Here is a 13,758-nt window from a genome sequence, read left to right as displayed (position 1 = left end):
AAACCAGGCGCCGAGGATTACCTGATACACCGCATTCTTCCGAACCAGGGGCCGCTTCGCGCCCCAGCGCGGGGCAAGCCCGCTCGCCACAGAAAGCCTCCTCACCACAACAAGCCCCTCACCCAAAAAGCGCTGGCCCGTAATCCGCACCCTCAGTACCGAATCATCACCGACTTCAGCTCGGTGTAATCCTCGATAAAGGCACTGCCAAACTCCCGTCCCACCCCCGACGACCTGCTGCCGCCAAACGGCACCGCCGGGTCGAGCAGTGTGTGCATGTTCACCCAGACGGTGCCGGCCTGGATCGCCGGCACCATGCGCAGGGCCTTGCCCAGGTCGTTGGTCCACAGGCTGGCGCTGAGGCCGTAGGGGCCGTTGTTCATCAGGGCGAGCAGTTCGTCTTCGCTGTCGTAGGGCAGGAAGGTGGCGATGGGGCCGAAGGTTTCTTCGTTGAGCAGGGTGTCGTTGATGCTGTTGGCCAGGATCACCGTGGGTTCGACGTAGCAGCCGGGACGGTCAATCAGGGTGCCACCGTGGATGATCGTATTGTTTTCGGCGCGGGCCTGGCTGAAGTAACCGAGCAATTTGAGTTGGTGCTGGTGGTGGGTGACCGGGCCGAATTCGGTGCGTTCATCCAGTGGCGAGCCAATGTTGAGGCGGCCGAGGCGCTGGCTGAGTGTGTCCAGTACAGCGTCCATTTGCGAGCGGTGCACAAAGAAGCGCTCGGCCGCCGCGCAGATTTGTCCCGAGTGCAAAAAGCCCGCCTCGATGATGCCGTCCACCGCCTTGTCCACGTCCACATCGCGCAGGAAGCCCGCGGCATTCTTGCCGCCCAGTTCCAACGTCGCACGGGTGAGGCCGGCGCCCATGGCGCTGCGGCCGACGGCGATGCCCGTCGACACGGAGCCGGTGAAGGACACTTTGTGGGTGCCAGGGTGTTCCACCAGGCCTTTGCCGACATGTCCGCCGCCGGTGAGCACGTTAAGCACACCGGCTGGCAACCCGGCTTCGACGGCCAGTTCAGCGATGCGCAGAAGGGTCAGCGGCGTGAATTCGCTGGGCTTGATGATGATGCTGCAGCCGGTCACCAGCGCCGAGGCGAGTTTCCAGATGGCGATCATGGTGGAGAAATTCCACGGCACGATGCCCACCACCACGCCCACCGGTTCACGCAAGGTGAACGCGGTGTAACGCTCGCCGTTGAACGAGGGCAGTGACGGGCTGAGGGTCTGGCCGCTGAGCTTGGTCGCCCAGCCTGCGTAGTAACGCAGGAAATGCGCGGCCTGGTCGACTTCGAACGCGCGGGCAATCTGGATGATCTTGCCGGACTGGCAGGTCTCGATCTGCGCCAGTTCTTCGCGGTTGCGTTCCAGCAAGTCCGCGAGCTTGAGCAGTACGTTGCCGCGTGTCGCGGGTAACGCCTGGGACCACAACTGGAAGCCACGGTTGGCGGAGTCCACCGCTGCGTCGATATCCGCCAGGTCCGCATCGGCCACCTGGGCGATCACCTCGCCGGTGGCCGGGTTGGTCACGGCCAGGGTCTGGCTGGAATGGCTGCGCACGTTGACGCCGTCGATGAACAGCCCATGGGACCGACGCAGAAAGGCTTCGACTTGGGGCAGCAGCGGGATATCACTCATGGCAGGTTCCTGGCAGTTCACAAAGGAAAGCCCGAGGGTAACCAAGGCACCGGGTCATGGCTTGACTCTGCCTGCCAGGCTTTATGCCTATGGCTGCCGTGCCTATGAAAAGTACAACCTTGCCTGCGGAACGTGCATTTTCCACCTGCGCGCGCCCATCGATACTGGCCCTGCATCAGGCGTCGTTCCTCAACCCGGAGCGCCCGCCGGACTTCCAATAATAAGCAGGGCCGTCCATGAAAAAGCCAAACCCGCTCCTTGAAGACCTCAAGCCCCTCCTGCCCCTGATTGCCGCGAATGCCACGCGAGCCGAGCAGCAGCGCCAAGTGCCGGATGAAAACATCGCCTTGCTCAAAAGCATCGGCCTGCACCGCGCCTTTCAACCCAAGGCCTTTGGCGGGCTGGAACTCTCGCTGCCCGAGTTCGCCGACTGCATCGCCTTGCTTGCCGGCAGTTGCGCCAGCACCGCCTGGGCCATGAGCTTGTTGTGCACCCACAGCCACCAACTGGCGCTGTTTTCGGCGCAGTTGCAGCAGGAGATCTGGGGCGAAAACCCGCACGCCACCGCCAGCAGCAGTATTGCGCCGTTTGGCCGGGTGGTGGAGGGCGAGGGCGGTGTGCACTTCAGCGGTGAAATGGGCTGGAGCAGCGGCTGTGACCATGGCGATTGGGCGATTGTCGGCTGCCGTCGGCAGAACGCCGAAGGCGGCCAGGATTACTGCTTCGCCGTGCTGCCGCGCAGTGACTACCAGATCCGTGACGATTGGTTCGCCGCCGGAATGAAGGGCAGCGGCACCAAGACACTGGTCATCGACAACGCCTGGGTGCCCGAACACCGGATCCAGAAAGCCAAGGACATGATGGAAGGCAAGTCCGCAGGTTTCGGCCTTTATCCCGACAGCCAGATTTTCTACGCGCCTTACCGCCCGTATTTTGCCAGCGGGTTTTCCACCGTCAGCCTCGGCGTGGCCGAGCGCATGCTGGAGGTGTTCCGCGAAAAAACCAAAAACCGCGTGCGTGCCTATACCGGTGCCGCCGTCGGCGCTGCGACGCCTGCGTTGATGCGCCTGGCCGAATCCACCCACCAGGTGGCCGCCGCCCGCGCATTCCTCGAAAAGACCTGGCAGGACCACGCGGAACACAGCGCCGCGCATCGCTACCCGAGCCGCGAAACCCTGGCGTTCTGGCGCACCAACCAGGCTTACGCGACGAAAATGTGCATCGACGCCGTGGACCGGCTGTTCGCAGCTGCTGGCGGCAATGCCTGGTTCGAACACAACGAAATGCAACGCCTGTTCCGTGATTCCCACATGACCGGTGCCCATGCCTACACCGACTACGACGTCTGCGCGCAGATCCTCGGCCGTGAGCTGATGGGCCTGGAGCCGGACCCGAGCATGGTGTAGCGCTTTCTTCCCCTCACAACAATCAGGGCGTCCATCCGATGGCGCCCGGGAGTCTTGCATGTCTGACAGCTGCCGTTTCGACCCACGGGCCTTTCGCCGTGCCCTGGGCAACTTTGCCACCGGCGTAACCGTGGTCACCGCCGCCACCGCGTCCGGGCGCAAGGTGGGCGTGACCGCCAACAGTTTCAACTCGGTGTCCCTCGACCCGCCGCTGGTGTTGTGGAGCATCGACAAACGCTCCAACAGCCATGAAGTGTTCGAAGAGGCCAGCCATTTTGCGGTGAATGTGCTGGCCGCTGACCAGGTGCATTTGTCCAACAACTTTGCGCGCCCCCGTGAAGACCGTTTCGCCCTGATCGAGTACGAACCGGGGGAGGGTGGCTCGCCGGTATTCGCCGATTGCTCGGCGCGGTTCCACTGCGAGAAATACCAGCAGGTGGACGGCGGCGACCACTGGATCATGATCGGCAAGGTGGTGGCCTTTGATGACTTCGGGCGTGCGCCACTGCTGTATCACCAGGGCGCTTATGCCGAGGTCCAGGCGCTGCGTCCGTGCGCGCCCGAGACGGTTCAGAACGGCACGGCGACCACCAACTGACTGTAGACGTTGGTGCCGTTGCCACCGACCTGGTTGCCGCCGGTCTCGGCATCCTTGTTGGGCTTGTAGAGGCCCAGCAGCGGCGTGATGATCAGGTGCTCGTTCACCGCCCACTCGGCGTACAGGTCCAGCTCGCGGCCATCCAGGTTGAGTTGGCCACGGGTGCTGACCGTGTTGTAGTCGAAGAACAACGCGCCGAGGGTAAGGTTTTCCAGCGGTTTGACCTTGAAGCCCACGTGCTGCACTGAGGTGTTGGTGTTGTAGGGGCCCGAGTAGTTGCCCGCCACTTCACCTTGCACCCAGGTGCCGTAGCCCCGGTTGAAGCCTGCGAACATTGCGTCCCAGTTCTTTGAATAGCGCGCGTAGCGGTAGGTCAGGTCCGGCGACCAGGGCAGGTCGCTGAAGGTGTAGCCGGCTTCGGCGTAACCGGCGTTCTGCTGGCTGTCGCGGCGATCCTGGCGGGCCAGTTCAAAGGCGAAGTGCGCGTTGTCGATGCCGGCATTGCCGGCGCCGCGCAGGCTGTAGAGGTTCATGCCCTTGCGTTGGCGCTGCACGTCGCTGGCGAAGCGCTCGTCCACGTCGATGCCGTGAATGTAAGTGAGCCCGAGGGTGCCCGGTGCGGCGCTGTATTCCAGGGTGCCGGCGGCCATTTCGGTCATGGCCTGGGCGGGGTTGTCGGACTTGATCCACATCAGGCTGCCATGCACGCCGTCCTTGCCGCCCAGGCGGATCACGGCGGTCTTGTCGAACGCATGACGCGCGGCGATGTAGTAGGCGCCGCCACGGTTGAATTCCCCATCGCCCACGCCCTTGCCGAGGTTGGGGCCGTCATCATTGATCAGGAAACCGTCGCCCAGCATGATGATTTGGCGGCCGAACGACAGGTCCACGCCGTCCTTGCCCAAAGCCGGGAACAGATCGCCGGAGCGCCAGCCGGCAAAAGCTTCGTCAAACTTGGTGGTGCGTTCCTTGCCGGTGGTGACCCCGGATGCATCGCCATCGCCCCAAGTGCCGGAACTCACCAGGTTGGCCGTGCCATACACGCTGCCCAAGGCGCCGAAGCGCTGGTCCACGCTCACGCCGTACTTGATAAACGCCTCGCGCCAGGTGGAACCGCCGCTGCGCCCATCGTAGTTCTTCGGGCTGTTGAACATCCCGTATACGGCGAGGAAGTTGCCGGTGACCGTGGTGTCGGCATCGGCATACAACTCGATGGCCTGGGCCTGGCCCATCAGCAGCGCAATGCCCAGGCCGACCGCCTGGCGCAGGTGACGATTTTTCAGTGTGTGCTCCATTGTTATTGTCCCCATCTTGGTTAAGAGTGAGGGCGCATTAGGGCGAGCGCGGGGGGCGAAGTCTTTTCTCTGCGTGCCAGGGAATTGACCCAGGCCGCCACGCCCTACGCTGTGGCAGGGAGCAACAAAACCGGCGGCAGACAGGGGCAAGACGATCAACGTGAGTGGGGCGCAGAGTGCTGACACATTAAAAAAAACCGCTTTCGAGGACCCCATCATGTCGATCAACGACCGACTCACCGCGCACCTCAACCGGGGCACGGTAGGTTTTCCCACCGCCTTGGCCAGCACCATTGGCCTGATCATGGCCAGCCCGGTGATCCTCACCGCCACCATGGGCTTTGGCATCGGCGGCAGTGCGTTCGCCCTGGCGATGCTGATCGCCGTGGTGATGATGCTCGCCCAGGCCACCACCTTCGCCGAGGCCGCCTCGATCCTGCCCACCACCGGCTCGGTGTACGACTACATCAACTGCGGCATGGGGCGGTTTTTCGCGATCACCGGCACCTTGTCGGCCTACCTGATCGTGCATGTGTTCGCCGGCACTGCCGAAACCATCCTGTCCGGGGTCATGGCCCTGGTGAACTTCGAGCACCTCAACACCTTGGCGGAATCGGCCGGTGGTTCGTGGTTGCTCGGCGTCGGCTTTGTGATCGTCTTTGGTGTGCTGAACGCGTTTGGCGTCAGCGCATTTGGCCGAGCGGAAATCATCCTCACCTTCGGCATGTGGACGACCTTGATGGTGTTCGGCGTGCTGGGCCTGATCGCCGCGCCCGCCGTGCAGTTGGACGGCTGGTTCGGTGAGTCGCTGGTGGGCACCGACCTGATCACCGTGCTGTCGTTGGTGGGCATGGCGATGTTCATGTTCGTCGGCTGCGAATTCGTCACACCGCTGGCGCCAGACCTGCGCCAATCGGCCAAGGTCATGCCGCGCGCCATGATGCTCGGGCTGATGGGGGTGGCCACGTGCATGTTCATCTACGGCGCAGCGATGAAACGCCAAGTCGAAAACGTGGTACTCGATGCCGCCTCCGGCGTGCACCTGCTGGACACACCCATGGCCATCCCCAAATTCGCCGAGCAGGTGATGGGCCAAATCGGCCCGCTGTGGCTGGGCATCGGCTTCCTGTTTGCCGGCGCGGCCACCATCAACACCTTGATGGCCGGCGTGCCACGCATTCTCTACGGCATGGCGGTGGATGGCGCGCTGCCCAAAGTTTTCACCTACCTGCACCCACGCTTCAAGACACCGCTGCTGTGCATCCTGGTGGCGATGCTGATTCCCTGCCTGCACGCGCTGTACCTGGGCGGCAACACTGACAACATCATGCACCTGGTGCTGGCGGCGGTGTGCGCGTGGAGCTTTGCCTACCTGCTGGTGACGATCTCGGTGGTGAGCCTGCGCATCCGTCGGCCGGACCTGCCACGGGCGTATCGCTCGCCGTGGTTCCCACTGCCACAGATCGTGTCGAGCATCGGCATCCTGCTCGGCATGTGGTTCATCACGCCGCCGGGCATGAACCCGGCGGACATCTACGTGCCGTTCGGTGTGATGTTGGGCGGCACCGCCGCGTACGCGCTGTTCTGGACCCTGGTGGTGCAGAAGGTCAACCCCTTCAAACCGGCCGCCGTGGAGGACGTATTGGCAAAGGAATTCAGTCATCAACCGGAGCTGGCCAATGAGCGTTATGGCGACTTTGCGGCAAAGACTGTTTGAACTGTTTCGCGCCGATCGCGCGCCGGCAGGCTATCGACCGGGAGTGACCCTGGCGCACCTGCGGCGCAACCTCGGGTTGGCGACACTTGAAGTGGACGGCGTGGCGTTCGGGATTGTCGAACGCACCGAGTCGCAGTTGTTGATGCACCTGGTGCTGACTGAGTTTGTTCTGCGTGTGCCTGCTGCGACAGAAGGCACCGCGAGCTTCGAAGTGCACCATGGTGGCGCGATTCGACGCACTGGCATTCGTGTACGGCGCCGCTCCGGCAATCAGGCATTGGGGCGTGAGTTGCAGGCGCGCCTGATCGCGGACGACGGGGTGTTCCAGGCGCTGATGCCGCTGGATTTCAAGCGCCTGCGCATCGAGCTGCAAGGTCAGCAATGGTGTGTGCGCCTGGAGCATATGGGCGGCAGTGAAGTGGTCAATCGGTTACCGGCCTTTCGACGCTACATCGCCTTGAGTCCTGCGCAACGCAGTCACTTGCTCGCGGCGCTGGCCGGATTGAATCGCGTGTTGTCGAACCTCTGATTGGCATCATTAGTGCTTCTGCAAAGGGCAAACAGGTTGTTGTTGCGTGCATATAGATAACATGTTAACTATTGCACCAGAACAACAAAAAGAATCCATTGCGGAGACACCCCATGAGCATCCCACAGCATGCCCACGACGGGCTGGACACCTGGACCCGCGACCTACGCGCCGCGTGCGGTTACTTCGACACCGAACTGGCATTCAACCGCTCGTTGTTCATCGGCGAGATCAAAGACCTGCCACGCGGCGTCGCGATCCTGCGCACCAATGCCGGGCTGATCAAACGCCCGGCGCACCACGCCGACCACGACAACGACCAGGATTGCTTCCTCGTCAGCCAGCGCAGCGGCTACTCACAGATCGTACAGAACGGCCAGACCCTGCAACTGGCCCCCGGCGAGATGCTGCTGATGGACTCGGTAGGCTCCATCGAAATCACCCCCTTTGGCCTCATCGAACACGCCTCGCTGTCCCTGTCACGCCCGCAAGTGTGCAAGCACCTGGGCGGCGACGCGCGCGCCTTCGGCAAGATCTCCTCGACCAAGGCCTGCGGACGCATGCTGCATGTACTGATGGACCAACTCTGCAAGGACGACACCGAAGACGGCGCAGGTGAAGTGGAGGCGCTGCAAAGCGCTTTCGTGTCGCTGCTCGGCTCGGCGCTGGAGCAGGGCGACGAATGCCGCGAAGGCTTGGCACTGTTGCAGGGCAACAACCTGCGCAGCTATGTGCAGAAGGTTATCGATGAATCCCTGAGCCAGCCCGGCCTCAGCCCGATCGGCCTGGCCAATCGGCTGAACATTTCAGTGCGCCACCTGTACCGTCTGTTCGAAGAGCAGGACGACAGCGTCTGCCGCTACATCCAGCGCGCGCGACTCAAACGCAGTGCGGATGACTTGACCAACCCGTTCCTGCGCAGCGAGTCGATCACCTCGATTGCCTACAAGTGGGGTTTTACCGATTCGGCGCATTTCAGCCGGTCGTTCAAGAAGCAATTCGAGGTGTCGCCCAAGGATTTCCGTTCGAGCCGGATGCAGGCGGTAGGGGCGTAGGCGGGTCAGACTTCTGGCAGGGTGGACCCACCGTCCACCACCAGGGTCTGCCCGGTGATGTAGCTGGCGAGGTCGGAGGCGAGGAACAGCATGGCCCCGGCGATATCCGCCGCCTCGCCCAGGCGCCCAAGTGGCACGCGGCTGGCGATGCTGTCATTCAGCGTCGTATCACCCAGGTTACCCATCGCCGGTGTGGCAATCATGCCCGGTTCCACGCCATTGACCCGCACCTTCAACGGCGCCAGCTCCAGCGCCGCATTGCGGATAAACCCGTTGACCCCGGCCTTGGACGCCGCGTAGTGACTGAGGCCCGGATAACCGACACGGTTGCCGGTCACCGAAGAGGTCACCAGCACGCAGCCTCGGCCTTGTTCGCGAAACGCCGGCAACGCAGCCTGGGTCAGCCAGAACAGCGCCGACAGGTTGACCGCCAACGTGCGATGCAGGATGTCCGGGGTGATGTCTTCAAAGGCCGTCAGCGGAAAATACCCGGCGTTGTGCACCAGGATATCCAGTTGTGGCAGCCCTTGAACGCACTCGAACACCGCCTGTGCTTCGGCCAGGTCGACGCCTACTGCTTCAACCCGATAGCCCTGCGCGCATAACTCGGTCGCCACGGCCTGAGCCTGTTCCAACTGGCGATCAGCAATCACCACCTGCGCGCCACGCAGGGCAAACGCCTCGACGATGCCCCGGCCGATTCCCTGAGCGCCGCCGGTGACCAGCACCCCTTGCCCGCTGAAATCCAGGTCACGCATGGTCATTCTCCAAGTGAGCGAACGCCAGGGTGGGTACATCGACAATGCTTGAACCGCCGTCTGCTACCAACGTCGCTCCGGTAATGATCGATGCATCACTGGACGCCAGGAAGCGACACACCTTGGCGATCTCTTCGGCACTGGCCGCACGGCGCAGCGGCACGTCGGCGCAGACCCGGTCATAGGCCTGCTGCAGCGTGTCGCCATAGGCGTCCATCAACGGCTGCATCTCCGCATCGGCCATGGGCGTATGCACCCAGCCGGGGCACACCGCGTTGACCCTGACACCGTGCGGTCCGTAGTCACGCGCCAGCGAGCGATTGAGCCCGAGCAACGCATGCTTGGCCGTGGTGTAGCCGCACACCTCAGGCCCCGCCGCCAAGGAGGCGATGGAGCCGATCAACACGATGTTCCCCGCGCTTTCCTGCAACAGCGGCAAGCAGGCGCGGGCGCTGTAGAACGCGCTGTCCAGGTTGCTGCGCAGGGCCCTTTCCCAGGTGGCGGGGCTGGTCTGGGTCGCGCTGCCCAGGCCATGCCCGCCGGCACAGGCCAGCAGCACATCGAGGCGTCCATAACGCTCGCGGATCTGTTGGAGAAACCCGTCCCAGGTCTGCGGGCAGGCGGCATCGCCCACCAGGATCAGGCCGCCAGTGTCCTGCGCCACCTGTTCCAATGGCTCACGGCGCCGCCCGATCAACACCAGGCGTGCGCCTTCCTGGGCATACAGGCGGGCACACGCGGCGCCGATCCCTGTACCGCCGCCGGTGATCACCACCGTGCGCGGCTCAGTCATCGGGATACTCCGTGCGGTTGAGTACCTGGCAGTACGAGCTGATCGGGAAGTTCGACAGCGCATCGAAGGACGCGCCCGCATAACCGAAGATCTTGCCGTCACTGCGGTGCTGCTGCAGGTCGATCAGCACCAGGCCGAGGGTGGGCACAATCTTCTCCTGCCACACGAACAGGTACAGCTGCTCGGCGATCTTGTAGTAATGGCAGCGGTCGGTGTCGCACAGGCCTTGCTCCACGCCCTTGAGGCACTGCCAGGCGTAGAAGCGCTCGTTGAGGTAAATGTGTTCGTAGACTTCGCTGGGGCTGTAGCGGTATCGGTTGCGCAGGCCCACCAGTTCGTCGGTGGGCGCGTGCAGGCAGAGGCCGGTCTGCCATGGGCGGTCGAGGCTGCCGTGGAGGAAGTCGACTTCGACCGAGGTCAGCGGTTTACCGGCGAGGGCGCGGTGATAAAGACCCTCGTGGGTCTCGGCCGGGTCCGGCAGGCGCCCGATCACTGCCGTGAATGAGGCGTTCGGCGTGTCCAGTACCAGGCTGATCGACCAGCTGTGCCCGGCCTCATGCTTGATGAAATCCACCAAATACACGCCTGGGCGGATCGAAGTGGCGCGATACGCCGCACTGCCGCTGGAGTGGCCGTCGGCAGCATGCCAGGCCAGGCGGTCCTGCTCGAAGCGGTGCTCGATCTGCCAGCCGTTGGCGAAGTGCAGGGTGAACGTCTGGCCCGCCAATTCGGCGAGGTTGGGCAGGATGAACGCGTCCGGGGCAAAACCGTCGGCCAGCGCCCCTACGGTGATCCAGTCAGAAGAACTCGTCATGGCCACGTCTCCCTTACACGACGGCAAAGTAGTGTTTGACGAAGCTTTCGCTGAGCACTTCCCACAACACCGGCGTGCCCTTGGTCACGAACCAACTGTCACCGGCCTTGTAGCGCGTGGTTTGGCCAGTGGATTCGTCGGTGAGCAGCACTTCGCCGGTCACCACCGTGGCTTGTTCGGTGAACGGGTAGACCATGCGGAACTTGCCCTGGGTGGTGCCGAAATAGGCGCTGCTGACCGGGTCGGTGGGCGCGCTGAAGGTCATTTTGCCGAAGGCGCGCACTTCACCTTCGAGAATCTGCGAGCCGAGGTCGGCCACGGTGCCCCAGGGATCGAGTTCCGACAGCTGGATGTTGTGTTTGAGCGTAGTGAGGGTCATGGCAGTTGCTCCTGATGAGGAAAAAAGGGGGTTAGCGGCGCCCGTTCCAATAACCGGACAGTTGGTGCCAGGATTTGCCCGCCGTCAGCAGCAAGGGACGGATCGCGTCCTTGCCGAGGATGGTCGGGCGATGAATCGAACTGACCAGGTCATAGCGCGCCGAGCCTTCGCTCATGCCTTCGGCCAGGACCTTGCAGATAATGTGACTGGGGGTCACGCCGAAGCCGGAATAGCCCTGCACGAAAAACGCGTTGCTGCGCCCCGGCAAGGTGCCGATCTGCGGGAACAGGTTGGGGCTGCACGCCATCGGGCCGCCCCAGGCCAGGTCGATCTTTACGTCCTTGAGGTAGGGGAAGATCTTCAGCATGAGGTTGCGGTTCCACGCCTTGAGGTCGCCGGGAATGTGCTCCACCAGCGGCGTGGCGGCGCCGAACAGCAGGCGGTTCTCATTGGTGACGCGGTAGTAGTCGATCACCGGGCGGATGTCGCTGTAGGCCCCGCGAATCGGGCTGATGCGCTGGATCAGCTCTTCGGACAATGGCTCGGTCATCATCTGGAACGCGTAGGTGTTGATGGTCGAACGGTGCAGCTCCGGCTCCAGCTTGTTGAGGAAACTGTCACAGGCCCACAGCAACTTGCTGGCGCGCACCGAACCGCGCCCGGTGCGCACAGTGATGCGCTCGCCGTAGCTGACCTCCAACGCCGGGCTGTTCTCGAAAATCCGCACGCCATGGCTGGCCAGTGCGGTGGCTTCGCCCAGCAACAGGTTCAGCGAATGCACGTGCCCACCGCCCATGTGCAGCAGGGCGCTGCTGTAGGCTTTGGAACCAATGATCTGCTGCACGTCGGAACCGCCGAGAAAGCGGATCTCGTGCTGGCTGTTGATCGACTTGAAGTCCTTTTCCCAGGCGCGCAGGGTTTTTTCCTGGCGGGCGTTGAAGCCCATGTAGCCGTAGCCGTGGCAGAAGTCCGCGTCGATGTTGTACTTGGCGATGCGGCTCTTGATGATGTCGGCGCCCAGGTCGCTGATCTCGAACACCTGGCGCAGGCCGTCTTCCCCGACGTCTTTCTTGATCTTCTCCAGATCATGGCCGATGCCTGCCATGATCTGCCCGCCATTGCGGCCCGTGCCACCGAAGCCCAGGTAACGCGCTTCAAGCACGACGATATTGGTGAGGCCTTTTTCCGCCAGTTCCAGGGCCGTGTTGATGCCGGAGAAACCGCCGCCGATCACCACCACATCGGCGTCGATGTCCTGTTCCAGGGTCGGGAAGCTGAGGTTGTATTTCTTGGTGGCGGTGTAATACGTGGGGGTTTCGATGTTGATCATGGCGCAGCCTGAAAAGGTGAAGGAAGGCTCTAAAGCGGATGCCTCCATTAGGGGCCCTGGCGGGATGGAAGTCTTGATCCTGCGTGCCCAGGCTTTTGATTCTGCGCGCCATGGGCGGTGCGCTAGACAAGTTATAGCGCGCTCGCCGGCCGGGAATGCTAGAGTTTCGTTAAATTATTAACTAAATACTTCGTGACCCTGATCCTATGCTCAAACCTCGCCAGTCCCTGACCCTGACCCTGTTGCAAGCCCGCGAAGCCGCGATGAGTTTTTTCCGTCCGTCCTTGAACGAACACGGCCTGACCGAACAGCAATGGCGGATCATCCGCATCCTTGAACAGTACGGTGAGCTGGAGATCTACCAGTTGGCGGAACTGGCCTGCATCCTCAAGCCGAGCATGACCGGCGTGCTGGTACGCATGGAAACCGCCGGCATGGTGCACCGGCGCAAAGCCGAGCAGGATCAGCGCCGGGTGCTGGTGACATTGGCCGACAAGGGCAAGGCGAGTTTCGAGTCCATGAGCCAATGCATGGAGGCCAACTACCAGCGTTTGCAGGATCAGTTGGGCGAAGAGAAGTTGCAGACCCTGTTGGGTCTGCTGGATGACTTGAAGAACATCAACCTCAAGCGTTGAGCGGCTTCAATACACGCCGCCGCCATGGGGTGGCGCCGGCGTGCCCTTGAATGTCCCGGCCAGCGCCTGCAACCCGCGCATCAACACCGTGGTGTCCACGCCGACTGCGATAAACGTCGCGCCCAACTCAATGTAGCGCCGCGCCAGGCTTTCATCCGCACTGAGTATCCCCGCCGCCTTGCCCGACTGCACGATGCGCCCGATGGCGTGCTCAATCGCCGCCTGCACCTCGGGATGCCCAGGATTGCCGCGATGCCCCATCGACGCACTCAAATCCGCCGGGCCGATAAACACGCCGTCTACGCCCTCGACGGCAGCAATCTCATCCAGGTTCGCCAGGCCCTCAAGGTTTTCGATCTGCACCAGCAGGCACATCTGTTCATCCGCCAGATCGAGGTAGCCAGGGATGCTGTTCCAACGTGAAGCCCGCGCCAGTGCACTGCCCACACCCCGAATCCCTTGGGGTGGATAACGCATCGCACGCACCAGCTCGCGGGCCTGGGCGGCACTTTCGACCATGGGCACCAGCAGGGTCTGGGCGCCGATATCCAGCAGTTGCTTGATCAACGCACTGTTGCCGATCACCGGGCGGATCAGTGCCTGGCTGGGGTAGGGCGCTACGGCCTGCAACTGGGCGAGCATGCCTTGCAGGTGGTTGGGCGCGTGTTCGCCGTCGATCAGCAGCCAGTCGAAACCGGCGTTGGCGGCCAATTCCGCGCAATAGGCGTCGGCCAGGCCGAGCCACAGGCCAATCTGTACCTCGCCGTTGCGCAGGCGTTGTTTGAAGCGGTTGATGGGCATGTCCATGA

13 protein-coding genes and 1 pseudogene are annotated in these 13,758 nt (G+C 62.9%); 6 read left to right on the top strand and 8 right to left on the bottom strand.

The window, feature by feature from the left end; all coding sequences use genetic code 11:
- Positions 1-152: 152 nt before the first annotated feature.
- Positions 153-1,640, bottom strand: a complete 1,488-nt coding sequence (locus OZ428_RS21895) for an aldehyde dehydrogenase family protein (protein WP_269131273.1) — start codon at positions 1,638-1,640, stop codon at positions 153-155.
- A 236-nt stretch (positions 1,641-1,876) separates the two neighbouring features.
- Between OZ428_RS21895 and OZ428_RS21890 the strand changes: the two genes are divergently transcribed.
- Together OZ428_RS21890 and OZ428_RS21885 are read left to right on the top strand one after the other, a co-directional pair.
- Positions 1,877-3,046, top strand: coding sequence for a p-hydroxyphenylacetate 3-hydroxylase oxygenase component (locus OZ428_RS21890; protein ID WP_269131272.1), 1,170 nt, complete (start codon positions 1,877-1,879; stop codon positions 3,044-3,046).
- A gap of 58 nt (positions 3,047-3,104) precedes the next feature.
- Positions 3,105-3,584 (top strand): annotated as a pseudogene (locus tag OZ428_RS21885) (flavin reductase family protein); the annotation flags it as partial.
- Between the two features lie 32 nt (positions 3,585-3,616).
- Here the strand turns inward: OZ428_RS21885 and OZ428_RS21880 are convergent.
- Positions 3,617-4,939: a hypothetical protein gene (locus OZ428_RS21880; RefSeq protein ID WP_269131271.1), complete on the bottom strand. Its 1,323-nt coding sequence runs from the start codon at positions 4,937-4,939 to the stop codon at positions 3,617-3,619.
- A gap of 217 nt (positions 4,940-5,156) precedes the next feature.
- Between OZ428_RS21880 and OZ428_RS21875 the strand changes: the two genes are divergently transcribed.
- The 3 genes from OZ428_RS21875 (at position 5,157) to feaR (ending at position 8,240) form a co-directional block, all read left to right on the top strand.
- Entirely contained in the window at positions 5,157-6,656 is a 1,500-nt protein-coding gene (locus OZ428_RS21875) for an APC family permease (protein ID WP_269131270.1), read from the top strand.
- Entirely contained in the window at positions 6,619-7,185 is a 567-nt protein-coding gene (locus tag OZ428_RS21870) for a DUF3156 family protein (protein ID WP_269131269.1), read from the top strand. Before OZ428_RS21875 ends, OZ428_RS21870 begins: the two co-directional genes overlap by 38 nt.
- 113 nt (positions 7,186-7,298) lie before the next feature.
- Positions 7,299-8,240, top strand: coding sequence for a transcriptional regulator FeaR (gene feaR / locus OZ428_RS21865; RefSeq protein WP_269131268.1), 942 nt, complete (start codon positions 7,299-7,301; stop codon positions 8,238-8,240).
- Between the two features lie 5 nt (positions 8,241-8,245).
- Here feaR and OZ428_RS21860 read toward each other — a convergent pair whose 3' ends face one another.
- The 5 genes from OZ428_RS21860 to OZ428_RS21840 are packed head-to-tail and all read right to left on the bottom strand — an operon-like array spanning position 8,246 to position 12,314.
- Entirely contained in the window at positions 8,246-8,998 is a 753-nt protein-coding gene (locus tag OZ428_RS21860) for an SDR family oxidoreductase (protein ID WP_442964807.1), read from the bottom strand.
- Positions 8,991-9,791, bottom strand: a complete 801-nt coding sequence (locus tag OZ428_RS21855; protein ID WP_269131266.1) for an SDR family NAD(P)-dependent oxidoreductase — start codon at positions 9,789-9,791, stop codon at positions 8,991-8,993. The genes OZ428_RS21860 and OZ428_RS21855 overlap by 8 nt, the downstream gene beginning before the upstream one ends.
- Entirely contained in the window at positions 9,784-10,605 is an 822-nt protein-coding gene (locus OZ428_RS21850) for a molybdenum cofactor biosynthesis F family protein (RefSeq protein WP_269131265.1), read from the bottom strand. The genes OZ428_RS21855 and OZ428_RS21850 overlap by 8 nt, the downstream gene beginning before the upstream one ends.
- 13 nt (positions 10,606-10,618) lie before the next feature.
- On the bottom strand, positions 10,619-10,984 hold the full coding sequence (locus tag OZ428_RS21845; RefSeq protein ID WP_269131264.1) for a cupin domain-containing protein: 366 nt from the start codon (positions 10,982-10,984) through the stop codon (positions 10,619-10,621).
- A gap of 31 nt (positions 10,985-11,015) precedes the next feature.
- Positions 11,016-12,314, bottom strand: a complete 1,299-nt coding sequence (locus OZ428_RS21840; protein ID WP_269131263.1) for an NAD(P)/FAD-dependent oxidoreductase — start codon at positions 12,312-12,314, stop codon at positions 11,016-11,018.
- 206 nt (positions 12,315-12,520) lie between these two features.
- Here OZ428_RS21840 and hpaR point away from each other — a divergent pair, with 206 nt between their 5' ends.
- Complete coding sequence (hpaR, locus tag OZ428_RS21835) at positions 12,521-12,949, top strand: homoprotocatechuate degradation operon regulator HpaR (RefSeq protein ID WP_061449003.1); 429 nt, start codon at positions 12,521-12,523, stop codon at positions 12,947-12,949.
- A 6-nt stretch (positions 12,950-12,955) separates the two neighbouring features.
- Here hpaR and hpaI read toward each other — a convergent pair whose 3' ends face one another.
- Positions 12,956-13,756: a 4-hydroxy-2-oxoheptanedioate aldolase gene (hpaI, locus tag OZ428_RS21830; protein WP_269131262.1), complete on the bottom strand. Its 801-nt coding sequence runs from the start codon at positions 13,754-13,756 to the stop codon at positions 12,956-12,958.
- Positions 13,757-13,758: the final 2 nt, after the last annotated feature.

It is taken from the genome of Pseudomonas sp. GXZC, from assembly GCF_026967615.1.
In the GTDB taxonomy this organism is placed as follows: Bacteria; Pseudomonadota; Gammaproteobacteria; order Pseudomonadales; family Pseudomonadaceae; genus Aquipseudomonas; species Aquipseudomonas azotoformans_A.
This window is presented reverse-complemented; position numbering and strand designations above follow the sequence as displayed.

Bases quoted from the DNA above. Each gene is read 5' to 3' on its own strand.
- OZ428_RS21895 (WP_269131273.1), bottom strand. From the start codon at position 1,640: ATGAGTGATATCCCGCTGCTGCCCCAAGTCGAAGCCTTTCTGCGTCGG.
- OZ428_RS21890 (WP_269131272.1), top strand. From the start codon at position 1,877: ATGAAAAAGCCAAACCCGCTCCTTGAAGACCTCAAGCCCCTCCTGCCC.
- OZ428_RS21880 (WP_269131271.1), bottom strand. From the start codon at position 4,939: ATGGAGCACACACTGAAAAATCGTCACCTGCGCCAGGCGGTCGGCCTG.
- OZ428_RS21875 (WP_269131270.1), top strand. From the start codon at position 5,157: ATGTCGATCAACGACCGACTCACCGCGCACCTCAACCGGGGCACGGTA.
- OZ428_RS21870 (WP_269131269.1), top strand. From the start codon at position 6,619: ATGAGCGTTATGGCGACTTTGCGGCAAAGACTGTTTGAACTGTTTCGC.
- feaR (WP_269131268.1), top strand. From the start codon at position 7,299: ATGAGCATCCCACAGCATGCCCACGACGGGCTGGACACCTGGACCCGC.
- OZ428_RS21860 (WP_442964807.1), bottom strand. From the start codon at position 8,998: ATGCGTGACCTGGATTTCAGCGGGCAAGGGGTGCTGGTCACCGGCGGC.
- OZ428_RS21855 (WP_269131266.1), bottom strand. From the start codon at position 9,791: ATGACTGAGCCGCGCACGGTGGTGATCACCGGCGGCGGTACAGGGATC.
- OZ428_RS21850 (WP_269131265.1), bottom strand. From the start codon at position 10,605: ATGACGAGTTCTTCTGACTGGATCACCGTAGGGGCGCTGGCCGACGGT.
- OZ428_RS21845 (WP_269131264.1), bottom strand. From the start codon at position 10,984: ATGACCCTCACTACGCTCAAACACAACATCCAGCTGTCGGAACTCGAT.
- OZ428_RS21840 (WP_269131263.1), bottom strand. From the start codon at position 12,314: ATGATCAACATCGAAACCCCCACGTATTACACCGCCACCAAGAAATAC.
- hpaR (WP_061449003.1), top strand. From the start codon at position 12,521: ATGCTCAAACCTCGCCAGTCCCTGACCCTGACCCTGTTGCAAGCCCGC.
- hpaI (WP_269131262.1), bottom strand. From the start codon at position 13,756: ATGGACATGCCCATCAACCGCTTCAAACAACGCCTGCGCAACGGCGAG.